We start from the raw sequence: 21,573 nt of genomic DNA on the forward strand, positions 1-21,573 counted from the left end.
GCGCGGGAAGGTTTCGCGTTTTCCGTGTAATTACCGAAAAATCAGGCGAATTTTTGCGAATTTATGCAGGATATTACCGAATTTTTGGCTCGCTTGGATGCTAACTGAAAGTAGGTTTTGAGGATTTAGACGATCGCGCTATAGCTGGATGCGATCGCAATCATCGTATTATGGCGATTTCCACTTAGTTGACACTCCCCGGCGTACAGCCTTGGGGATTCTTGGTTCAACGAGTCCACTTACCACAATCTAGTTGCCCAAATTATGCCAGAGATGGTTCTCTCCGCAAGCTTTCACTCCATTACAGAAGTCTGTTTCGGTATGCCCTACCGTACAGTTCAAAACTTAAATTCTAGTTTTTCTGGTACTTGTTGCATGAACATTTTACCTGTTGGTGCTTTTCCCAACAGAACGCCATATGTTCAGTTTTCAAGGTGCGCTACTCCTTCGAGTACTGGGTGTTTAATGTGGTTGATTACCCTGACCACAAAGAAATTTTAGCACAAAATAAAGCCGTCCTAGAAGGACGGGGCTAACAACCCAATTTTTTGGTAAACCGGCTACCAAGCGAGTAAAATCTATACATCTCAAAAAATAAATGTTATAATATCAAACTTTTAAAGGTATAGGATGACGGGTGCGACGGGGTTAGAGCTGCTGGGTGTAACAATAATTAACGCTTGTTGCTAGTTATCTTTTTAGGGCTGCTAATAGCTAATGGCTAATAGCTAATGGCTAATGCTATAACCGAAAAATATTATTATGAGCAATTAGCAATTAGCGATTAGCAATGGGAGCAAACCATAATAGTTATAACTAGCAACTTGGGTTAATTAGATAAATACAGAGTATAGCTTGGATTCGGCTCGGGTTTAGACTAGGGTGTCCCTTGACTGTTGGTAACTACATAACAATTGCAAATAAAACTATGATTTTTGAAACTAGCGTCACCGATTGCCAACAGATAGAGTCAGGATGGAGGGAGAGCGAACAGAGGTTTAAAAATCTGAATCCTTACATCCCAGGGGTAATTTATAGCTGCGCCTGGGACGCCGATCGGAGGATAGAATTGATTGGAGATGCGATCGCAGAAATTACCGGCTACCCTGCATCCGATTTTATGCAAAATAAAGTCAGGACATTTGCCAGTATAATCCATCCGGCAGACTCCGAGCGGGTCAAGACAATAGTTGGTGAAAGTGTAAGCGCACGCCGCCCTTACGTTCTCGAATATCGGCTGCTCCATGCAGATGGTAGCATCAGGTGGGTGTATGAAAAAGGACAAGGAATTTTCTCCAAGTCAGGTAAGGTATTGTTCCTAGAGGGAATTATATTTGACATTAGCGAAGAAACCGAGCGCTGGAATAGGGAAGGCAAACAAACCGAGTTAGCGCTGCAAGAAAGTGAGTATCGGTATTACACCTTAACCACAATATCTCCAGTTGGTATATTCCGCACCGATATCGAGGGAAACTGTTTATACGCTAACCCAAAATGGTGCGAAATATCGGGACTCAAACTTGAGAAAATTATCGGAAAAACTTGGTACGAAACCATACACCCCCAGGAGCGAGAGCGAATTACCAAAGAATGGAAGCAATGGGTAACTGTAGAGACGTTGAGTCCAAAGTCTTTACAGGTCTTTAAAACCGAGTATCGGTTTGAGCATCCAGATGGAAAAAATACTTGGGTACTGGGTCAAATAGTGGCGGAAAAAGATAGTCGGAAAAAAGTTATTGGCTATGTAGGAACGCTGACTGAAATTACCGATTACAAGCAGATAGAAGCACAGTTGCGGCAAAGCGAAGCCAAAAATAGACCAGTTATAGAATCGATTCCAGAATTGCTCGTTGTTTTTAATCGAGATGGCGCTATTTTAGAATGCAACGCCTCAGGAAAATTATGGCAAAAAGGCATGTTTGATTTAGAAAAGGCGCTGATCTCCGGCGAAGTTCAAAACTGGGAGTATCGCTTACCGATTAATGAAAATTTGCGTCACCGGGAAGCGAGAATTGTGGTTTGCCGTTCCCATGGGAATGACGAGGTTTTGGGTATTATCCGCGATCTAAGGGATGCCGTAGGTGCAGAACAGGTAAAAACAAGGGTTATTGCCTCTTTCAAGCAGCAAGCTCAAATTCTCGACCAGATACACGATGCAGTCATTTCTACAGATATGCGTGGATACGTGACAAGTTGGAATCAGGGTGCAGAAAGATTGTATGGATATTTGGCATCCGAGGTTTTAGGCAAACATATCTCATTAATTTACCCAAACGATCGCCACGAGTTTATGCAACAGCAAGTCATTGAACCTCTGCTAGAAAAAGGAACTCACGAAATCGAGCATCCGATGCTAAACAAGGCAGGGGAAGAAGTATACATTCACCTTAAGCTTTCGCTGCTAAAAGACAGCCAAGGTCGCACAACTGGGATGATTGGCTACGGGATGGACATCACTGATCGCAAGCGAAACGAAGAAAAATTACGCCTAAGCGAAGCGAGAAATCGCGCTTTCCTGGAGGCGTTACCAGATATGATCTTTCGCATCAGCCAAGATGGAATTTTTCTCGATTTTCACGCAGATAAGACAAGCAAAATGTTGATGCCTGATAGTTCATTTATTGGTAAAATAATTTGGGATATCCTGCCGCCAGAACTATCACAGCCAACTAGGCGCTGTGTCGATCAAGCATTAAAAACTGGTCAAATTCAATTGTTTGAATATTGGTTGCCCAAAAATGGCAAAAGGCATGATTACGAGGCGAGAATTGTTAAAAGTGGAGCAGATGAAGTTTTAGCGATCGTGCGCGATATCACCGAGCGCAAGCAAGCTGAAGCAGCGCTTAAACAAAGCGAGGCAAGTTACAAGGAACTGGCGGAAAGCATCAGCGATGTTTTTTTCGCAATGGATAAAGATTTTAGATATACCTATTGGAACAAAGCTTCTGAAATTTTAACTGGAATTGCAGCCAAAGATGCTATTGGGAAATCGCTGTACGATCTGTTTCCGGATGTGAGAGGAACAAAAGCAGAACAGGTATATATCGAAGCTTTAAGAACGCAGTCATCCCAAAGTTGTATTGTCGAGTATCAACTGGGAGATAGCAACTACTTTTTTGAAATTAGCGCTTATCCTTCAAGTAGAGGAGGACTCTCTGTTTTTGTTAAAGATATTACGGAACGCAAGCAAGCCGAAGAAGCACTGAGGAAATCGGAACAAAAACTTTCGCTCCACGTGCAGCAAACTCCCTTGGCGGTAATAGAAGTGAACAACAAGTGCGAAATTGTGGAATGGAATGCGGCAGCTCGTGCAATTTTCGGCTATAGCAAAAGTGAAATTATCGGACAAAGTGCCTTTGTGCTGGTACCAGAATATGTGAAAGAGCAAGTGAGCCAAATTTGGCAAGATTTGATGGCGCAAAAGGGAGGGACTCGCAGCACGGCAGAAAATATTACCAAAGATGGTAGAATTATTATTTGCGAGTGGTACAATACGCCTTTAGTTGATGGAGATGGCAATTTTATCGGTGTTGCCAGCTTGGCACAAGATGTGACCGAGCGGGTGCGAACGGAACAAGCTTTACGGCATCAGGCTGAACAAGAACGCCTAGTGGCAACGATTACGCAACGAATTCGCCAGTCTTTGAAGTTGGAGGAGATTCTCAACACCGCCGCGCGCGAAGTGCAGCAATTGCTGGGATGCGATCGCGTGTTAGTGTATCGGGTATGGCCCGAAGGAACTGGCAGCGTAATTACAGAAGCAGTCTTGCCTGGTGGGCAGGCTATTTTAGGACAAGCTTTCTCAGAAGAAGTGTTTCCACAAGACTGCTACGAACAGTACAAAAGCGGACGAATTCGCGCCGTTTCCGATGTGAAAAAAGAAGCATCGCCTTGTTTAGCCCAAATGTTGCAACAATTTGCCGTAAAATCGAAACTGATCGCACCGCTGATTCAGGGAGACGTACTTTGGGGATTGCTGATTGCTCATCAATGCAGTGCAGTACGACAGTGGCAACAGTTTGAAATTAATTTGTTGCAACCTTTGGTAGAGCAACTAGCGATCGCAATTCAACAAGCTTCCCTATTTGAACAGCTGGAAGTTGCCAACACTGAGCTAAAACGTTTAGCTTGTTTAGATGGATTAACTGGTGTGGCAAATCGCCGCTACTTTAACGAATATTTCAACCGCGAGTGGCAGCGCTTGGCAAGGGAGCAAGCACCCCTAGCTTTAATTTTGTGCGATATCGATTATTTCAAACAATATAACGACACTTACGGTCATGTGGCAGGGGATTTGTGTTTGAAGCAAATTGCCGGTGCAATCCAGGAGGCGGCGAAGCGTCCGGCGGATTTAGTGGCTCGTTACGGCGGTGAGGAATTTGCGATTATTTTGCCGAATACAAAAGCTGAAGGCGCTTTGGCTGTGGCGGAAGAAATTCAAAGCTATGTAAAAGCGTTGCAAATTCCCCATGCTAAATCCCAAGTTAGCGAGTACGTTACGTTGAGTTTAGGGATTTCGGTTACGGTTCCGACGCCGAAATCTGCTTTTGAACAACTAATTTCTACCGCTGACCAAGCACTTTACGAGGCGAAATTTCAGGGACGCGATCGCGCAGTTTTGAAAACCTTCCGCTAACCCATTAGCAATTACCCATTACCAATTACCCATTACCAATTACCCATTACCAATTACCCATTACCAAAATCAAATATATTCCCCGCATTCATCTGCCAAATAACATAAAGCACGAAAGCGCAATCCTACAAATTGCTCGTAGAAAGGATTCAGCTTACATAGAGGCGGAATGTGAAATAGCCTATGCCCAAACACCTGAATATCTCGCTCAAAAGGACAACTTGCTGGTATAATTTTGCAAAGCAACCGCGCCACTTTGGGATTGTGAAATTCTACTGCATCAACCACCTGGCGCAGCGGTTGAAAACAATTAGATATCGCTTGGAAACAAGTAGTTAGAAATAAATTAAAGCGACAAGAGATGCTCATGAAAATAACCTTTGCAGATAATCTATCTCCTTAATTACAAAGTATTTAATTTGAAAATTTTAATTAGTATATTTTGATACATAAGTTTGAGTATGATGCTAATTAAGGATGATAGCCATCCGATATTGGCATAAAATCGCTGCATTCCTGTAGAATCAAAGTTTTGGCACCGATCGCTTGCACTAACTGACCTTTCGTGAGATCTTTGAGAGCGGTAACAAGGGGGTGAGAACAGTTGACTATAGCTTCCTGGGTCGAAAATAGGAGCAAATGCCTAAAGCGGGCTATGGAAACCCACGCAAGTCAACAAGCGACCTCAACAGTAATATAATATTAAGATTTGAAAACCCAAGGTTTTATATATGCCCAAAGGTAGAAAAACAGCAAATCCCGATGAAGTGTTCGGAGACGATACAAGTGAAGCCAACGAAATTGTTTTAGAGCTGGAAGAGGCATTTCTGGTCATTTTACTGTTAGCAAATGACGCCGATGGCGAAGTGGCTCCAGAAGAAAGGCAAGCACTCGCGGTGACGCTGGAACGGATGAATTTATTTAAATATTTGACACCAGAAGAAATAGAAGAAATGTTCGATCGAAGCAGCAATATTTTTGAGCAATATAGCGTAGATACTATTTTTGATGCCGCTAAAAAGGCGCTGCCAATGGAACTGCGGGAAACGGCTTTTGCTGCGGCTACTTATCTAGTTTTTGCCGATGGAATTGTGACAGAAGAAGAAGGGAATTTTTTAGGTCAGCTTTGGGGAGATTTGGAAATTTCAGATGAAACGGCTCAAAAAATTATAGAGGTGATGGAAATTATGAATCGGGCGTAAAAGAGGATGGGATCGCTCAGTTCGTAGTAGGCGCTTCAGCGCTAAGCAAAGAAACCGGGTTGCTCGGAAAAATCGTGGATATAAATGAGATATCGCAGCAAGAAACCCGGTTTCTAGCAAAGTCCTGATATACTGGACTCAGAGGCACAAAATAACAATAGAAACTTTATACCTACCTATAAATTATATGGCTACTTATAACGAAGTACTGATTCAAGTTCAAAGCCTCACCCCTGATGAACAACTGCGACTGTTAGAAGAATTAGCAGGGTTAATTCGTCAGCGGGTAATTAGCCAGGATCGGGATGCAAATTTGAGCAACTCGCTGCGTCGGCAAAAAATAGTTGAGATCTTGGAAAAAATTGCAGCGAGTAATGTCTTTGCAAACGTGAGCGATCCAGTTGAATGGCAGCGAGAGTTACGTCAAGATCCTAAATTGCTATAATGACAACAATCGTAAAAATATCGCTAAAGAGTTTATGTATACTTACAACCAGGTATTGAGTGGGGCTAAAACTCTAAAGCCAGATGAGCAACTGCGGCTGTTAGAAGAATTAGCAGGGTTAATTCGTCAGCAGGTAAGTAGCCAGAATCAGAGTACAAGCAAAGAAATGCCAAAGCGAAATTTAAACAAATGGTACGGATTTTTACCCAAGCGCGTGGATGCTTTAGAGTTTCAGTTAAAGCTGAGACAAGAATGGGATGACTAAATATCTGCTGGATACTAACATCTAGATTTACTATTTCAATGCGTAAGCATCTGTTCAGTCTATTTTTGATGAAATTAATCGGGGAGATTAGGAAGGAGATTCAAATATGGAGAAATTAGACCGCATCACTATAAATCCCAACGTTTGCCTGGGACAACCGACAATTAGGAATATGCGAATTACCGTTAGCTTCGTTATCAAAATGCTGGCAAGCACTCGGTCAATCCAAGCAGTCCTAGAAGCTTACCCAGAACTAGAAGCAGAAGATATACAACAAGCACTCGAATATGCAGCCTGGGCAGTGGCGGATCGCGTTTACCCCATTCCAACAGCTTAAGGAGAAATTGTGACGGCGATCAAACTGATTGGAGACATGAATATTTCTCCACAAACTGTTACGGCGTTACAACAGCAAGGGTGGGATATCATTAGAGTTCTAGATGTTTTACCTGCCAGCGCATCTGATGTAGAAATCCTTAATTTTGCCCGGCAGGAAAATCGAGTAATTGTTACTCACGATTTAGATTTTTCCATGCTAGTAGCTTTAAGCGGCTACAATCAGCCAAGTTTAATAACTCTGCGATTATCCTCTACCGACCTCAACACGGTAAACCAAAAATTGTTAGAAATACTGCCACAGATAGAGCAACAACTTCAAGCAGGAAGTGCTATTACTATAGAAGATACAGCAGTGAGGATTCGTCAGTTACCAATTTGATGAAAAAGCGATATGCCTCCCTGCGCTACGCGATCGCACGCTGGGGAATGGGGATGCGATACGCGCGTAGCTTGTGCTACGCGATCGCTACTAGCTTAATCCGGAATCGCTCTATACTAGACTTTAGTACAAAAATATTAGTAATAAGTGTATGTCCACTTATAACCAGATACTAGACGAGGTTAAAAGCCTCAGCTTGACTGACCAACGACGGCTATTAGAAGAATTGAAAAAGATAGTCGATCGAGGCGTAGAAGTCGAAAGTAAAGATGAGGTGATTCCGGCAGAAGAAATTGCCCAAAGCGATCGCGGCATATCCTCAAAAGAACTCAAATCAAAACTATACGCGCTCGAAATTCAAGGAGAAACGATCGTATTACGTCCAGCAACTTTGCAAATTGTATCGGAGAAACAGCAAACGCCAGAAATCGCAGTCGATCCATTAATAGGTTTATTTGCTGTATCTCCCGCTCTCGCTACAAAATCGGAAGAGATTTTGCAACAGGAAATTACTGAAAAATCAGGTTGGACATGGAAACCAACCAATGATTATAATCAATAAAGATTAGAGGATAAATTGCATGGCAAAACCGATCTATTTTTCCACCCATGCCAGAGAGCAGATGCTACTGCGGGGTGCTGAAGAGGATGAGGTGATTGCGGCAATTCGTTCGGGAAACTGGCAAGCAGCTAAAAACGGTAAATTTCACGCCCGCACTGAATTTGAGTACAACAAAGAATCTCCTGTTAATCAACAGTTTTACAGTTATAAAGCCGTTGACCCTATTTTTGACGATCGGCCTGAAAAAATTGTAGTGATAACAGTTAAAGTGTATTATTTCAACTAGAAGGAACGAACCTATGAAGATCCATTATGATGCTGAAGTTGACGCGCTTTATATAGAGTTGCTGTCATTAGCGCCTGGGACAGCCGAAAATCGAGAACTGACTGAAGACATTATTGCTAATTACAGTCCTGATGGCAAACTAGCTGGATTAGAAATCCTCGATGCTTCGTTAGTTCTGGGAGAACAACTACAAGAAATAATTGTCGAGGATTCTTCAATGGGTGTAGTTCATCGATTTGCTCTTTTATGATTAGTCTATTCGATTAGTTTAACGGTTGCGGCTTGGGGAGCGAAGCGAAGATAGCGCCGCTTCGCTAACGCATGGTGGGAAATGGGGATGCGAAGCGAAGATAGCGCCGCTTCGCTAATGCACGGTGGGGAATGGAGATGCGAAGCGCTAGCGCGCCGCTTCGCTAACGCGCGCTGGGGAATGGAGATGCGATACGCGCTACGCGCACGCTACGCGATCGCTACTCCCTTAATCCCAAATCGCTCTATACTAGACTTTAGTACAAAAATATTAGTAATAAGTGTATGTCCACTTATAACCAGATACTAGACGAGGTTAAAAGCCTCACCTTGACTGACCAACAACGGCTATTAGAAGAATTGAAAAAGATAGTCGATCGAGGTGTAGAAGTTGAAGGTGACGATGAGGTGATTCCGGCAGAAGAAATAGCCCAAAGCGAAGCAGCTTGGGAAGATTATTTGGCTCTACGCGATCGCGGCATCTCCTCAAAAGAACTCAAATCAAAACTATACGCGATTGAAATTCAAGGAGAAGCGATCGTTTTGCGTCCAGTAACTTCGGTTCCCCTGTGGCAAAAAACAACTCCAGCAGAGCGAGTAAATCAATGGCAAACTTGGGCAACAAAGCATCAGGTAAACCCAAAAGCATTACCCGATGAAGCGCTGCACCGGGACAGTATTTACGACTAAATGACACGCTATCTTTTAGATACTAATATTCTTTTGCGTGCTAGCGATCCAGCTTCTTCCAGCTACACTGTGGCGCTGCAAGCAGTATCCCAGTTGCTTTCTCAAAATAACGAATGTGTGATCGCAGCACAGGTATTAATTGAATTTTGGGTTGTGGCAACTCGTCCGGTTGATGTTAATGGTTTAGGTTGGAGTCCAGAGCAAGCAAACAACGAAATAGATCAACTTTTGGCTCAGTTTCCCTTGTTAGAAGAGACTCCACAAGTTTTCAGGAATTGGTTGCAGCTGGTAACGACTTATGGAATTAGGGGAAAGCGGACTCACGATATGAGGTTGATTGCAGTTATGCAGGCACATCAAGTCACTCATCTGCTAACGTTTAACCCAGATGATTTTATTAAAATCGCAGATATCGTTATTGTCCATCCCCAAGAATTGTTGTCATCTTAGTGCGAATGCCGTAGGCAGGCTTTGCTAACGCATGGTAGGGAATGGGGAGGCGATCGCACGCTGGGGAATGGGGGATGCGATCGCTCAGTATATACTAGACTTAGATTTAAAAATTACTAGACTAAGGTCTATGGCTACTTATAGCGAGGTATTGGTTCAAGTTGAAAGCCTTACCCCTGACGAACAACTGCGACTGTTGGAATATTTGGCAGCACTGATTCGTCAGCAGATTGTATCCGAAAAGCAAGGCTTGCTAGAAGTTGGTTTTGATCCATTAATAGGTTTATTTGCCGGATCTCCCGATCTCGCTACTAAATCAGAAGAGATTTTACAACAGGAAATTACTGAAAAATCTGGTTGGACATGGAAAGAACCCCAGCCGTAGCGGATACGGGTTTTATTGTGGCTTTAGTCAACAGTGCAGACACAATGCACCCAGTTGTTGCAAGGGTATATTCGCAACAAAAGCGGATTTTATTACCCCAAACAGTTTGAACAGAAGTCGCTTATTTAGTGGGACGTGAGGCGGGTGTAGCGACGGTAATAGCTTTTTTAAGAGGACTGTCTGCAAGTAAGTTTGATTTAGTAGCTTTGACAGAGCAAGATTTATTACGGACGGCAGAAATCTTAGACGAGTATAAGGATAGTAGAGTTGACTTTGTAGATGGAACTGTTATGGCTGTAGCTCAACGTTATGGTAGTAAGAAAATATTGACTTTAGACCAGCGCGATTTTAGATTGTTTCGACCGCGACATTGCGATAGTTTTGAGATTTTGCCGTGAACAAAGGGGCGCGCCGCTTCGCTAACGCAAGCTGGGGAATGGGGATGCGATCGCATTTTTGGATGGGCGATCGCATGGTGGGGAATGGGGATGCGCGAAGCGCCCGTTTGATCTAAGTTGGCACTTGTACCAGTTGAGCGATATCCTCTCCCAATCGACTAAAATCATTAGGGTTGAGAGTCAAAAGTAAAGCAACCTGTGCTTTGATTGCAGCTTGAGCAATTAGCGCATCGTAGATACCGCCTCCTGGTAAATTTAGGCTCACCATTCTGCTCAAAACTGCTTGATAATCCTCAAAATTCAGGACAACTTTGGTAAATGGAGTCAAGTTTCCTGCGATTAATTGTTGTGCCGTAATAGGACTAATTCGAGGATTGCGAGGCAGACGAGTCAGAACTGAATATAGTTCAGCAATTGTATGGGTTGAAATAAAGCCTTCGACTTCATTATTATGAACGCGCTGTAGCCACTGTAAAGCCTGAGTGTAGTTGGGATGTTCTGGCAAAGCGGCTGCTACAAGTATGGAAGTATCGAATCATGCCTTTACCATGACATCAATTGGCTGATTCTGGCTTCCCTGGCATCTTGCAAAGCAGTATTTAGTATTTGTTGATTTATAGGTTCTATTGCCGCTTTAAGAACTAAAATGCCCCCAACTGACTCAAGTTGAGAATCTACAATATCTTCTTTTGCAGGTTGAGAGTCAATTTGTGTTGTGGCTTCTATCTGAACGCGATCAACTATGCGCCATGCGAGGTAGTCTACAAAACTTAGAACTGTCTGAAGTTCACTTTCTGGTAGCAGTTCTAGTTTGGCGGCGATTTTTGTTTTAAGCGACTCCGTAGTCATGGGTCTAACACATGCAATATTAGTTTATTATATTAGTTTAGCGGTTGTTGCAAAGGATGCGATCGCAATAGGCGCTACGCGATCGCATTCTGAAGAAAATAGGGATGCGATCGCATGGTGGGGAATGGGGACGCGATCGCCAATATCAAACACCTAATCAATTCGTTATTTGGTTTTGTTTATTTTGTTTGTTTTGTGACGAGAAACCCTTGAATTTTTCACTAACCTTCTCCCTGTAGAGTCCAGGGAATGTCGGCGAAAAAATTTCTCAGTACCTCCAGTCTTTTAATAATTTCCTCAATACGCTCTCTTGACTGAGTTTCAGGAGAAACGAGTTCACGCAGATGTTTAAGATTGTCTTTCCAGGCAGCTTCTACTGCTTCAGCACCTTTATCAAAAGCTGTAGCTGTATCTTGCCAATACTGTTTGTTTCCTCTTAGTAACTTTCCACAAATATCCTGTTCTTCAAAGTATTTAACAATTTGTTTTGCTAAACGACTCTGCCAAGCTTCGCCAAATAAGCCAAATATTAAGGAAGCCAGTCCAGCAGCTAAAGCGATTCCTAGAACGATCGGGCCGCCGATGGCAGCAATAAAGGAAATTACTGCTGCTGTCCCGCCACCGATACTAATGCCAAGTGCTGACAAAAGACTGACCAATTTTGCTACCAAGATATAGCCACCAAGATTGCCAAGACTTGCTGCCCAAGTAGCTAAAGCACCATAAGCACCTAATCCTGCTATCCCACCTAGAAAAGCTCCTTTTGTATCGAAGGGAATAGACACATCTATTCCATCTTTTTTGGGAAGTTTAAGCTGAGGGTATCCTTCTAAAAAAGTGTCGATTTCAGCCCTGAATTTTTCAGAATTGGTACCGATCAAACTTTCCAATTTACTTTGTAGGAGATCCACCAGATAACCGGCAACATATTCTTGAGCTTCCTTCTTGTTGTTATATCTCTTGCGGATAGTTTGCTCTATAGAATCCACATTGATTACTGATTCTGCATACCTCTGAAATGTTTTTTCGGTATCTTGTCCTAACTCCTTGATGCGTTTCCTAACATAATTGCGCCTTTGCTGCATCTCTTGTTGACGGGCAGGTTCATTAGCCTCGGCTTCTTTAAGGAGGTTTCGAGACTCTTCTATATTGGCAAGTGTTTGCTGATATTGCTCAATTTGTTCAGCGCATAGGTTTTTATTATCATTTTTGATTGCATTAATTTCTCGATCGACACGACACTGGATTGATTCAGGAAAATACTCAGCAAGTGTTTTGGTTAACTCATCAAATAAGCGTTGACAGCGATCGGGTCTTTCTGTCCAAAACGTAAAAAATTGCTTTCGCACATCATCCAGGGTAATATCCCGATTTGTTGCCTCCCTACGCTTCTCTATTGCAGTTTCATTGAGTTCTTTATAAAGTCTGGCTGATGCCTTATTCAGGATATTGGGAAGCTCAAGATCAGGAATGCTTGGATCGGCGTGTGTCGCTACAATAAATAGATTACCTAGAGTCGGAAAGTTTTGAGATTCATTTTCTGGAGTAGGTAATAAACGCAGCAAATTGGTAAGTCGGGTCATATCTTGACCATTGATGTGACCTTTCACAGGTGAGGTGTAGAGCAGCACATCTGCGATCTGAGTCGCGCTATTAGCTTTCTCAACATCCTTTGAGATTTCATCACGTTGATCTGAGTAGCCTGGGAGATCGATCAGGTTGCAAGCTCTTAGCAATGGGGAGTCTAGATAAACTATTGCAGTATGCCCTCCTATCTCGGTTTTACTATTGTCATATTTGTGTACACCATATTCTTGGAGAATATCATAGGATCCAGAATACAAACGATGCTTTTCGCAATGTTTTCGATTGTCTAAAAGTTTTAAGTCAATTGTATGCTTATTATGTTCATCTAGCCAAAAGTCCTCATCAATAATCCAAACATCATCAGTAAACCAATGGGGACGATTACCAAGATGACGAATAATTGTAATAAGCTTTGTAGCAGGCTGATAGCTTTCAGGTAAAATTTTGCTTCCTAAAATACTATTTGATAGATGGGATTTTCCTGTGTCAAATCCTCCTGTTATAACAACATTAGGTTTTTGGTAATAGTCCCGAATTTGTGTTTGGACATCGTTAGGTAGAGGTGGCTTCGTTGGAAAATCAAATTCATCCAAAGGCGGAGTTTCATTGATGTACTGATTCAGTAAATTTAGCCTCCGATAAAGTTCAGCGTAAGGAAAACCAGGTTCAATTCCTTGAAGTGGAGGCGTTTCTTCTGACATCGCAGTTGTGATATCAACCCCTAAGACTTGTAACCATTTTATTGCCAGCCCCATTGGAACTTTCGCAGGAAAATCCTCGCCATGCCTAACCTGATCCACAGAAATTTTGAGCCGACTAGCAACTTCTTGTTGGCTCATACCCTGTTGTTCGCGATATCGACGGAAATTAATGTTCATAGTATTCTTCTCAAGGACATTGATCTATTCCAAAGCATCTGCAATTCGCCTAAGCTAAAGCAAACCTTGACAACCTATTTCATTCCGTATAATAAGTTTTAATTCACGAGAAATCGGCAGATTTTTTATTTCATTACACAGCTTTCCTAATGATTCACCGTTGCTTCTTCGCTGCTGGTAAATTCCTATTAGCAATGCTTGTAATCCATATTTTGACAGCATATCGGCTGCTAATCCCACTATGCCTAATAGAATAACACCACCAACCATGCCCCCCGGCCCTAACATGGCAAGTGCTGCTGTAATTGCTGCTGCTCCAGCTAAACCTGTTGATGCCATAGTAATGAGCAGGATGATAGCGGGTAATCCAATAGCAGCAGCTTTTCTGAAAAATTCATCCATGATTTTTGTTTCTGTAGCAGAAAGAAATCTTCAATAAATATGCTCGACGAAAATCTAAGGCTCTGTCAGCCGGAAATGTCGGGTATTTTACGACTCCAGCTTTGTCGGAAATGTCGGAAAGATCGGATAGAATACGGGAAGCTGTGGCATATCGCCGATCTATGGACATTGCAGAAATCATGAAGTTCGCAGACGAGCTAGTTTTTGCTCATACGGGAAAACACTTAGATTATCTGCAAGACGCCATACTGCGCGGTACTTTACAAGGTGAGAAATACGGAAAAATTGCAGAAGAAGCTCATGTAAGTGAAGGTCATGTTAGAGATATTGCTTATGAATTATGGAAAATACTTTCAGAGGTTTTGGGAGAAGATATAACCAAAGCAAATTTTAGAGCCATATTGAAGCGAGGTAATTTTTATTATGTTTCATCAGCTAGCGGCAAAAGTTTTGTAGGAATTAATAACGTCAATATCTGTCCAGAAACTTCCCAATCTACACAAGTCAAGCAACAACCCCAAGAAACTTCAAATCAATCACGGATAGACTTAGGCGACGCACCCGAAATCTTTAGTTTCTACGGGCGCAAGGACGAACTAGCCAATCTGGAAAACTGGATATTACAAGATCGCTGTCGCATCATCGCACTTCTAGGAATTAACGGAATTGGCAAAACTACCCTTTCATTGCGACTGATAGAACAAATCAAAACCCATTTTGATTACGTCATTTATCCCAGTCTCCGCTTTTCTCCAAGTTTGAATGGAACTCTAACCAACTTGCTGCAAATCTTCTCCCCAGAAGCAGATATTCCCGACAGCATTGAAACGCAACTTTCCCAACTGATGGATTACCTACGCAAGTATCGCTGTCTAATTGTCCTCGATGACGTACAGATGCTTTTTAGTGAGGGACAACTGGCAGGTCAATATAAATCTGGTTATGAAGATTACCGTCTCTTTTTCAAACGCATTTCAGAAGCTTGTCATCAGAGTTGCTTGGTATTGAATTGTTGGGAAAAACCTAGAGAAGTTGCCGAAATAGAAACAAAAAATAATTGCGTGCGTTCTTTTGTATTGGGAAGTTTAGGTATTGCAGCTAAAGAAATTTTGAGATATCAAAAGTTATCCGATGAAGATTGTTGGGAAACTTTGAGCGATACCTATCAAGGAAATCCTCTGTGGTTAGAGTTGACTGCAATCTTGATTCAAGAGTTATTTGGGGGTAGGGTTGAGGAGTTTTTGCAATGCGATGCGCTGATTTTAGACGATTCTTTGAAAGCACAATTAGACCAACAATTTCAGCGGTTAACGCAGCCAGAACAGGCGGTGATGACTCAGCTGGCGAATGAAAGCGAACCCGTTGCTTTACCTCAGCTTTTCCAGACTGTTCAGTTATCGGCTTCTGATTTATTAAATGCCATGCGATCTTTGGGAAGGCGGTTATTATTGGAAACGAAAGAACAGGGGAAGACAACCTTTTTTAGTCTGAATCCTGTTTTGAAACCGTATGTGAAAAACATTGGAATAGCCTTGAAATAAATTTCAAGCTGAAAGCTAAAACCCGTTAAAACGGGTTGAAATTCTTTTAGTCCGTTTCAACGGACTTAAGCTATGAGCCACGTAATTTATTTCAGGGCGGGTTGACAACGTAGCGATTACTCCCGATCGGCTCTATTTCAGGGCGGGTTGACAACGTGGCGATTAATCCCGATCGTATAGGTTGGCGCGATCGCGGCGAAAAAATGTAGGTTGGGTTGAGCGATAGCGAAACCCAACACTCATAGCTTGTTGGGTTTCGTCACCTCAACCCAACCTACTCTATTAATGCGATCGCGTTTTCTATTCTGACCTAATTGATTCAAGATCTAGAACAAATCCAGGTAAAACATCTTCTCCCGATAAAGTAGCAGGAGATTCAAGCAATTCAATATCTCGATGAGGTCGATAAATTTCTACTTGCCAAGTTTCTAAGTTAATTAACCAGCCTAATCTTGCACCGTTATCGCGGTACTCTCGCATTTTATTTTGTAGTCTTTTCAAACAGTCCGTTTCAGATCGCAATTCGGCTACGAGATCGGGACATACTGGAGGAAATGCTTCTTTTTGCTCCTCAGTCAGCGCATCCCATCTGTCACGTTTTAGCCAAGATGCGTCAGGCGATCGCATGGCACCATTTGGTAAAATAAAGCCAGTACAAGAACCGAAAGCAACTCCTAGATTATCATCGCGATTCCAGGTTGCAAGTTGATAGGTTAAATTAGCATTGCGGTGACTGGTTAAACCTCCCACAAGCGGCATTAACACCAATGTGCCATCAGCATTCCGCTCAAATCTGACAAGTTCATTGATTTGACATAGCTCAAAAAATTGCTCTTCTGTCAGTTCAATGATGGGTTTGAGGTTGAGGGTTATAGCATCCATAATCGACAACAATAGTGCATCAAAGTTTATCAGGCTCCTCTCCTAATTCTTCACAAAAAGCTAGATAATCATCAATAGACTTGTGGAATTCTTGGCAAGCTTCTTCAACAGTCTTGGCCTTGAATGTGACCACATCTTTGATATCAATCACCCGACCAAAAAGAATTTCTGCTTCTGCATCTACTTGAATATCCGCTGTGTATCCCTTGTAAGTAATCATATTTACGACACTTTATTTTGCAAACATATTATATTTATTTTGATAGCGAATAGGTGTAATTTTAAAAGCCATTTTTCCTCAACCAATGGCAACCAATTCTGATGATATAGGTTGGCGGGGTAGCCAGTTGCCATCTTTTTGTATAAAGCCTGCTTCTTGTAAAACTTCTGAGAGAGTTCCTATTACCTCGCATTCCTCGAAAAATGCTTCTAAAGCTTCTTGTACAGATTGTTTAGCGTTTTCTGGAGTTTCCCCGAAACTGGAAACATCCAGATCTGGGCAAAGTCCTACGTACAACTCTCCCTCTTGGAAGATTTCAATTCGCACTTCGATGCGCTGTGCCACAACTTTTCAAACCTCCTGGGACTAGATATTTCTAGCCTTTTGTCAACTACGGTAGCACAGAAACCAAGCGAACTGTGGTGAATATAAACCCGATTTCTCCAACAATACTTTTGCCAAAATACGACACCCTGAAGGGTGTCGCTATACAAACTTTGGCTGCCAAAGCAGCCTGTAAGAATTCAGCCCGCGAAGGCGGGCTTTGTTTGTGTAGCCCCACCCTTCAGGGTGCGGGCGCTACACATTATTCTATCCCTTCAATCCGATCCTCAACCTCTTGATACAATTCGCGCAACATTTGCAAGTTGCTTTCGCTGGTTTCCCAATAACCGCGACCATTGACTTCAAGTAAGGTTGCAACCACTTTGCGGAATGAATGAGGATTCAAATTCATCAACCGCTGCCGCATGTTTTCATCCTGAATAAACGTCGTATTAGTATCTTCGTAAATCCAGTTATCGACAGCGCCAGCAGTTGCACTCCAACCCATTGTATTCACCAACCGCTTGGAAAGTTCGCGCACTCCTTCGTAACCGTGACTTAACATGCCTTCGTACCACTTGGGATTTAATAGTTTGGTACGCGCATCTAAACGCACGGTTTCTGATAAGGTGCGAATTTGAGCGTTAGCAGTTGTAGTGTCGGCAATGTACGAGGCGGGGGTTTTGCCATCACCGCGCAAACTGGCGACTAGCTTAGTGGGATCTGAGTCGAAATAGTGGGATACGTCTGTTAAGGAAATTTCCGAAGAATCCAAGTTTTGGAATGTCACATCGGCGGTTTTGAGTGTGGTTTCAAAAATCTGCCGCGATTCTTCCATCATGCCGGGATTATCGGAAGAGAAGGCAAAAGATTTGCGCTTCAAATACATTTCCTGCAACTCGGATTCGTTTTCCCAGGTGCTATTTTCCACCGCCAGGTTGATGTTAGAAGAATAGGAACCGGAGGCGTTAGAAAATACCCGCGTTGCTGCTTGGCGCAGGTTGATTCCCATTTCTTCTGCTTGTTGCAAAGCGTGTTTGCGGACGTAGTTCATTTCCAATGGTTCATCTGCTTCTGCTGCCATTTTTACGGCTTTATCTAACAGACTCATTTGGTTGATGAACAAGTCGCGGAATACGCCAGAACAATTAATTACAACATCAATCCGAGGACGACCTAATTCTTCTAACGGAATTAGTTCTAATTTATTGACTCGTCCTAATGCATCGGGGACGGGTTTTACACCCACCATCCACATAATTTGGGCGAGAGATTCGCCGTAGGTTTTGATGTTGTCGGTTCCCCACAAAACGCTGGCAATGGTTTCTGGATAATTGCCTGTATCGGCTTTCTGACGCGCTAGAAGGCGGTCTACAACAATTTTTGCCGATTTTACCGCTGCGGCGGTGGGAATCGATTGCGGGTCGAGGGCGTGGATGTTTTTACCTGTGGGTAATACATCGGGGTTGCGGATGGGGTCGCCGCCGGGGCCGGGAAGGATGTATTCTCCTTCTAAGGCGCGCAATAATGCACCGAGTTCGTTATCTGCACAGACTTGTTTGAGGCAGAATTCTAAGTATTCAAACAGCGGTTTTATTGCGTCTGGGTCTACTTTTTGATAACCCAGAGAATGCAATGCTTCGATCCAAGGTTCTTTTTTGCCCATGTTAAAGAAGTTGAGCTTAGAAACCAAGGAAACGCGCCCATCGGCGTCGGTTTGTTCTTTGACTAATGCAGTAACAGCAGCGCGGGTGGCGAGGGTGATTTCTTGCAGCAATTGCACATCTTCTAAGATGCCGCGATCGCTATTCGCATAAACCTCGTCAATATCCCGCCCAATGCTGTTAGCAATTATCCGAGGCAGACTGAGGATTTCTTCTTCGGTACGATCGAGACTGGCAATATTTACCAGCGTTGCGATCGCTTCTTCTGCACTCGGCGGTTTCCCAATCACGTGCAGTCCGCAAGGTAACAACCGCGATTCGATTTCCATCAACTTGCGATAAACCGACCCGACCAAAGTATCCCGTTCTTCGGCAGTTAAATCTTTCGCATCTTTTTCTGGCAAATTGATATCTTTGTCAAGATTCACCATCCGGCATTTATCCATGATGGTGTTGACAATTGGAATGCCCCGTCCGGTGTCTTTTAAGGTTTGGTAAGAACCAATTAATTCGCTCAGTTCTTGCAACCCTTTGTACAATCCCGCATTTTCCGCCGGAGGCGTTAAGTAAGAAATCGTTTCGGCATAGCTGCGACGCTTGGCAATTGTCGCTTCGCTGGGATTATTTGCCGCGTAGTAATACAAATTGGGAATCGTCCCAATCAAACTATCTGGATAGCATTCCCCAGACATTCCGATCTGCTTTCCAGGCATGAATTCTAAAGAACCATGCGTGCCAAAGTGCAAAACTGCATCGGCTTTCCAGATTTTTTCCAGATAAGTATAGTACGCCGCAAAGCCGTGGTGGGGACTCGCAGAACGAGAGAATAACAACCGCATCGGATCGCCTTCGTAGCCAAACGTAGGCTGAACCCCGATAAATACATTGCCGAATTGTTTGCCGTAAATCAGCAAGTTCTGACCATCGCTGTTGAGATTTCCTGGAGGTGTTCCCCAGTTTTCTTCTAAACGTTCGGAATATGGAGTCAGTTCTTCATATTCCGGCACGGACATGCGATAGGCAATGTTCAATTCGGGAGTAGCATACTGGGCAGTTGCGTCGTGAATTACTTCTTGCATTAACGCTTCAGCTGAATCTGGCAATTCTGGCAAATCGTAGCCGTTATTTTTGAGGGCTTTCATCACCTCATAAATCGAGCCAAATACGTCCAAATATGCCGCAGTTCCCACGTTGCCTTTATCAGGTGGGAAGCTGAAAACAGTGATGGCAACTTTCTTTTCTAATTTGGGACGACGGCGCAGATTTGCCCATTTTAAGGCGCGTTGGGCGACGGCTTCGATCCGATCTTGGAGAGCGATCGCGCGTCCCGTCGTTCCATCCCGCCCGGATAATATAATCGGTTCAATTGCCCCATCTAATTCGGGAATTGCTATCTGCAATGCTACCTGAATCGGGTGCAATCCTAATTCGCTATCTTGCCATTCTTCCGTCGTCTGGAATACCAAAGGCAGCGCTACCATGTAGGGACGATTCAGCCGTTTTAACGAATCAATCGCTTTAGGATGGTCTTGCCGTGCGGGACCTCCAACTAATGCAAATCCCGTCAAAGATACAACAGTATCAACTATTGGTGTTTTCGTCACCGGATCGTAGAAATAAACATCCACGGGTTTAGAAAAGTCTAAACCACCCGCAAATACCGGCACAATCCGCGCGCCCATCGCTTCTATTTCCTGTACCATTGCCACATAATGGGCGTCATCCCCCGTGACTAAGTGAGTGCGTTGTAATACCAAACCAACGCAAGGTGCTAAGGGATCTTTTAAATCGGAGGAAATATCCTTGCGGCTGTTGTACCAATTGAAATACTCTTTAACATCCTCAAACATTTGTGGGGCTAAAGGATGCCAAATCCCCATATCCGGGTAAGTACGGGGTTCTAGGTATTCTGCTTTACCTAGCTTGCCTTTGTAGACGTATTTATCTGCCAGCATCAGCAGAAAGTTTTCCAGGTTTTCGCTCGAACCGCCCAGCCAATACTGGAAGCTGAGCATAAAGTTGCGGGCGTCCTGAGCTTTGTCCATTGGCAGGTATTTCAGGACTTTGGGTAAAGTTTGTAACAACTTTAACATCCCATCTTGGAACGAACCGCCGCCGGATTTTTCCTTGCGCTTCCGCATGAATTGGGCGATCGCTCCCTTAGATTGTCCCAGTTGCGCCATCGAGAAGCTGCCCATTTTATTCAGGCGCATCACTTGGGGCATGGATGGGAATACGACGGCAACATCGAGGGTGTCGCGGTGGGGTTCCACTGCGGCGACGACCTTTTCCGCCAAATCTTCGATAAAAATCAGCGAGGCAATGAACACATTCGCTTCGCTGACATCGCGCTTGAATTCGGCATAATTTTCCGGATCGCGCAGTTCTTCGATTAAATAACCGCTAATTTCAATCGCTAAGTTCGGGTTATTGTCGTTAATCGAACGCACCGCCGCCGAAAGTGCGCTTTGATACTGAGGCTCTAACACGACATAGACCACCTTCAGTAACGATCTGCCCTGGAGGCTGGCGGGCGCAATATGTCTAATGGTGGACTTGACGTGAGTGAACATGCTTGTTTGGCTCCTTGTTGACGCGCGTTCAAGGTATTGGCTGAGAGCGATCGCTCTCAGGTTGGAATATGAGGCACCTATGTGGTTTTACCAGAAAATGCCCGCTCTGTGCGAGTTTTGACCACCAACTGACACAATTTGATATAAAAAATGAGATATTTTTTTACATTACTTGACAAAAATCGCGAGTAATGATTTAATATCTGTAGAAAATTATTGTTAATTATTAACAGTTTGGGGCAGTTAAGACTGTCTCGCGAGTTGGGTTTGAGCAAATCATGCCTATATCGTTAAACTAGAATTTACTGGGAAAGCTAAATAGAATAAAAGATTTGATCTGGAAAATTGAGTAGAAGATTAATATAAA

Annotated in this window: 23 protein-coding genes and 1 pseudogene; 15 read left to right on the forward strand and 9 right to left on the reverse strand. The window is 43.3% G+C overall.

What is annotated here, in order from left to right; all coding sequences use genetic code 11:
* The first annotated feature begins 928 nt into the window (after nt 1-928).
* Entirely contained in the window at nt 929-4,636 is a 3,708-nt protein-coding gene (locus ACE1CM_RS40475; protein WP_374884755.1) for a PAS domain S-box protein, read from the forward strand.
* 69 nt (nt 4,637-4,705) lie between these two features.
* Here the strand turns inward: ACE1CM_RS40475 and ACE1CM_RS40480 are convergent, their stop codons facing one another.
* On the reverse strand, nt 4,706-5,005 hold the full coding sequence (locus ACE1CM_RS40480; protein ID WP_374884757.1) for a Mo-dependent nitrogenase C-terminal domain-containing protein: 300 nt from the start codon (nt 5,003-5,005) through the stop codon (nt 4,706-4,708).
* 362 nt (nt 5,006-5,367) lie between these two features.
* Here ACE1CM_RS40480 and ACE1CM_RS40485 point away from each other — a divergent pair, with 362 nt between their 5' ends.
* From ACE1CM_RS40485 to ACE1CM_RS40540, 12 genes and pseudogenes are all read left to right on the forward strand, one after another.
* Nucleotides 5,368-5,838, forward strand: a complete 471-nt coding sequence (locus ACE1CM_RS40485; RefSeq protein WP_374884759.1) for a tellurite resistance TerB family protein — start codon at nt 5,368-5,370, stop codon at nt 5,836-5,838.
* A gap of 187 nt (nt 5,839-6,025) precedes the next feature.
* Entirely contained in the window at nt 6,026-6,283 is a 258-nt protein-coding gene (locus ACE1CM_RS40490; RefSeq protein WP_374884760.1) for a hypothetical protein, read from the forward strand.
* 34 nt (nt 6,284-6,317) lie between these two features.
* Nucleotides 6,318-6,548: a hypothetical protein gene (locus ACE1CM_RS40495; protein ID WP_374884761.1), complete on the forward strand. Its 231-nt coding sequence runs from the start codon at nt 6,318-6,320 to the stop codon at nt 6,546-6,548.
* 106 nt (nt 6,549-6,654) lie between these two features.
* Nucleotides 6,655-6,885: a DUF433 domain-containing protein gene (locus ACE1CM_RS40500; RefSeq protein WP_374884763.1), complete on the forward strand. Its 231-nt coding sequence runs from the start codon at nt 6,655-6,657 to the stop codon at nt 6,883-6,885.
* Between the two features lie 9 nt (nt 6,886-6,894).
* On the forward strand, nt 6,895-7,266 hold the full coding sequence (locus ACE1CM_RS40505; protein WP_374884764.1) for a DUF5615 family PIN-like protein: 372 nt from the start codon (nt 6,895-6,897) through the stop codon (nt 7,264-7,266).
* Nucleotides 7,267-7,417: 151 nt separating this feature from the next.
* On the forward strand, nt 7,418-7,828 hold the full coding sequence (locus ACE1CM_RS40510; protein ID WP_374884765.1) for a hypothetical protein: 411 nt from the start codon (nt 7,418-7,420) through the stop codon (nt 7,826-7,828).
* A gap of 19 nt (nt 7,829-7,847) precedes the next feature.
* The gene (locus tag ACE1CM_RS40515; protein ID WP_374884766.1) at nt 7,848-8,114 is read left to right on the forward strand and encodes a DUF4258 domain-containing protein; all 267 of its coding nucleotides are present in this window, start codon (nt 7,848-7,850) and stop codon (nt 8,112-8,114) included.
* Nucleotides 8,115-8,127: 13 nt separating this feature from the next.
* Nucleotides 8,128-8,364: a DUF2283 domain-containing protein gene (locus ACE1CM_RS40520; protein ID WP_374884767.1), complete on the forward strand. Its 237-nt coding sequence runs from the start codon at nt 8,128-8,130 to the stop codon at nt 8,362-8,364.
* A 284-nt stretch (nt 8,365-8,648) separates the two neighbouring features.
* Nucleotides 8,649-9,053 carry a hypothetical protein gene (locus tag ACE1CM_RS40525; protein ID WP_374884768.1) on the forward strand — a complete coding sequence of 135 codons (405 nt, stop codon included), beginning with the start codon at nt 8,649-8,651 and terminating at the stop codon, nt 9,051-9,053.
* Complete coding sequence (locus tag ACE1CM_RS40530; protein WP_374884770.1) at nt 9,054-9,503, forward strand: type II toxin-antitoxin system VapC family toxin; 450 nt, start codon at nt 9,054-9,056, stop codon at nt 9,501-9,503.
* A 31-nt stretch (nt 9,504-9,534) separates the two neighbouring features.
* Entirely contained in the window at nt 9,535-9,888 is a 354-nt protein-coding gene (locus ACE1CM_RS40535; RefSeq protein WP_374884772.1) for a hypothetical protein, read from the forward strand.
* Between the two features lie 125 nt (nt 9,889-10,013).
* Nucleotides 10,014-10,286 (forward strand): annotated as a pseudogene (locus ACE1CM_RS40540) (PIN domain-containing protein); the annotation flags it as partial.
* A 112-nt stretch (nt 10,287-10,398) separates the two neighbouring features.
* Here ACE1CM_RS40540 and ACE1CM_RS40545 read toward each other — a convergent pair.
* Nucleotides 10,399-10,809 (reverse strand): type II toxin-antitoxin system VapC family toxin, encoded by a 411-nt coding sequence (locus ACE1CM_RS40545; RefSeq protein WP_374884904.1) that lies wholly within the window; start codon nt 10,807-10,809, stop codon nt 10,399-10,401.
* Between the two features lie 20 nt (nt 10,810-10,829).
* The gene (locus ACE1CM_RS40550; protein ID WP_374884774.1) at nt 10,830-11,135 is read right to left on the reverse strand and encodes a hypothetical protein; all 306 of its coding nucleotides are present in this window, start codon (nt 11,133-11,135) and stop codon (nt 10,830-10,832) included.
* Between ACE1CM_RS40550 and ACE1CM_RS40555 the strand changes: the two genes are divergently transcribed.
* Entirely contained in the window at nt 11,134-11,292 is a 159-nt protein-coding gene (locus ACE1CM_RS40555) for a hypothetical protein (RefSeq protein ID WP_374884776.1), read from the forward strand. The genes ACE1CM_RS40550 and ACE1CM_RS40555 overlap by 2 nt on opposite strands.
* Nucleotides 11,293-11,356: 64 nt before the next feature.
* Here the strand turns inward: ACE1CM_RS40555 and ACE1CM_RS40560 are convergent, their stop codons facing one another.
* Nucleotides 11,357-13,600: a dynamin family protein gene (locus ACE1CM_RS40560; RefSeq protein ID WP_374884778.1), complete on the reverse strand. Its 2,244-nt coding sequence runs from the start codon at nt 13,598-13,600 to the stop codon at nt 11,357-11,359.
* 54 nt (nt 13,601-13,654) lie between these two features.
* Nucleotides 13,655-14,002, reverse strand: coding sequence for a hypothetical protein (locus ACE1CM_RS40565; protein WP_374884780.1), 348 nt, complete (start codon nt 14,000-14,002; stop codon nt 13,655-13,657).
* A gap of 179 nt (nt 14,003-14,181) precedes the next feature.
* Here ACE1CM_RS40565 and ACE1CM_RS40570 point away from each other — a divergent pair, with 179 nt between their 5' ends.
* The gene (locus tag ACE1CM_RS40570) at nt 14,182-15,543 is read left to right on the forward strand and encodes an AAA family ATPase (protein WP_374884782.1); all 1,362 of its coding nucleotides are present in this window, start codon (nt 14,182-14,184) and stop codon (nt 15,541-15,543) included.
* A 300-nt stretch (nt 15,544-15,843) separates the two neighbouring features.
* On the opposite strand, the gene ACE1CM_RS40575 is transcribed toward ACE1CM_RS40570, so the two are convergent.
* From ACE1CM_RS40575 to ACE1CM_RS40590, 4 genes are all read right to left on the reverse strand, one after another.
* Nucleotides 15,844-16,425, reverse strand: coding sequence for a Uma2 family endonuclease (locus tag ACE1CM_RS40575; protein WP_374884784.1), 582 nt, complete (start codon nt 16,423-16,425; stop codon nt 15,844-15,846).
* 19 nt (nt 16,426-16,444) lie between these two features.
* A complete protein-coding gene (locus tag ACE1CM_RS40580; protein ID WP_374884786.1) occupies nt 16,445-16,645 on the reverse strand; it encodes a type II toxin-antitoxin system HicB family antitoxin in 201 nt (66 codons plus the stop codon).
* A gap of 78 nt (nt 16,646-16,723) precedes the next feature.
* A complete protein-coding gene (locus ACE1CM_RS40585; protein WP_374884788.1) occupies nt 16,724-16,990 on the reverse strand; it encodes a type II toxin-antitoxin system HicB family antitoxin in 267 nt (88 codons plus the stop codon).
* A 241-nt stretch (nt 16,991-17,231) separates the two neighbouring features.
* Nucleotides 17,232-21,206: a magnesium chelatase subunit H gene (locus tag ACE1CM_RS40590; RefSeq protein WP_374884790.1), complete on the reverse strand. Its 3,975-nt coding sequence runs from the start codon at nt 21,204-21,206 to the stop codon at nt 17,232-17,234.
* Nucleotides 21,207-21,573: the final 367 nt, after the last annotated feature.

The sequence above is a fragment of the Microseira sp. BLCC-F43 genome (assembly GCF_041929235.1).
Classification (GTDB): Bacteria; Cyanobacteriota; Cyanobacteriia; order Cyanobacteriales; family Aerosakkonemataceae; genus Microseira.

Bases quoted from the DNA above. Each gene is read 5' to 3' on its own strand.
- ACE1CM_RS40590 (WP_374884790.1), bottom strand. From the start codon at position 21,206: ATGTTCACTCACGTCAAGTCCACCATTAGACATATTGCGCCCGCCAGC.
- ACE1CM_RS40565 (WP_374884780.1), bottom strand. From the start codon at position 14,002: ATGGATGAATTTTTCAGAAAAGCTGCTGCTATTGGATTACCCGCTATC.
- ACE1CM_RS40495 (WP_374884761.1), top strand. From the start codon at position 6,318: ATGTATACTTACAACCAGGTATTGAGTGGGGCTAAAACTCTAAAGCCA.
- ACE1CM_RS40570 (WP_374884782.1), top strand. From the start codon at position 14,182: ATGAAGTTCGCAGACGAGCTAGTTTTTGCTCATACGGGAAAACACTTA.
- ACE1CM_RS40525 (WP_374884768.1), top strand. From the start codon at position 8,649: ATGTCCACTTATAACCAGATACTAGACGAGGTTAAAAGCCTCACCTTG.
- ACE1CM_RS40535 (WP_374884772.1), top strand. From the start codon at position 9,535: ATGGTAGGGAATGGGGAGGCGATCGCACGCTGGGGAATGGGGGATGCG.
- ACE1CM_RS40480 (WP_374884757.1), bottom strand. From the start codon at position 5,005: ATGAGCATCTCTTGTCGCTTTAATTTATTTCTAACTACTTGTTTCCAA.
- ACE1CM_RS40530 (WP_374884770.1), top strand. From the start codon at position 9,054: ATGACACGCTATCTTTTAGATACTAATATTCTTTTGCGTGCTAGCGAT.
- ACE1CM_RS40485 (WP_374884759.1), top strand. From the start codon at position 5,368: ATGCCCAAAGGTAGAAAAACAGCAAATCCCGATGAAGTGTTCGGAGAC.
- ACE1CM_RS40490 (WP_374884760.1), top strand. From the start codon at position 6,026: ATGGCTACTTATAACGAAGTACTGATTCAAGTTCAAAGCCTCACCCCT.
- ACE1CM_RS40500 (WP_374884763.1), top strand. From the start codon at position 6,655: ATGGAGAAATTAGACCGCATCACTATAAATCCCAACGTTTGCCTGGGA.
- ACE1CM_RS40520 (WP_374884767.1), top strand. From the start codon at position 8,128: ATGAAGATCCATTATGATGCTGAAGTTGACGCGCTTTATATAGAGTTG.
- ACE1CM_RS40475 (WP_374884755.1), top strand. From the start codon at position 929: ATGATTTTTGAAACTAGCGTCACCGATTGCCAACAGATAGAGTCAGGA.
- ACE1CM_RS40575 (WP_374884784.1), bottom strand. From the start codon at position 16,425: ATGGATGCTATAACCCTCAACCTCAAACCCATCATTGAACTGACAGAA.
- ACE1CM_RS40510 (WP_374884765.1), top strand. From the start codon at position 7,418: ATGTCCACTTATAACCAGATACTAGACGAGGTTAAAAGCCTCAGCTTG.
- ACE1CM_RS40515 (WP_374884766.1), top strand. From the start codon at position 7,848: ATGGCAAAACCGATCTATTTTTCCACCCATGCCAGAGAGCAGATGCTA.
- ACE1CM_RS40560 (WP_374884778.1), bottom strand. From the start codon at position 13,600: ATGAACATTAATTTCCGTCGATATCGCGAACAACAGGGTATGAGCCAA.
- ACE1CM_RS40580 (WP_374884786.1), bottom strand. From the start codon at position 16,645: ATGATTACTTACAAGGGATACACAGCGGATATTCAAGTAGATGCAGAA.
- ACE1CM_RS40555 (WP_374884776.1), top strand. From the start codon at position 11,134: ATGGGTCTAACACATGCAATATTAGTTTATTATATTAGTTTAGCGGTT.
- ACE1CM_RS40550 (WP_374884774.1), bottom strand. From the start codon at position 11,135: ATGACTACGGAGTCGCTTAAAACAAAAATCGCCGCCAAACTAGAACTG.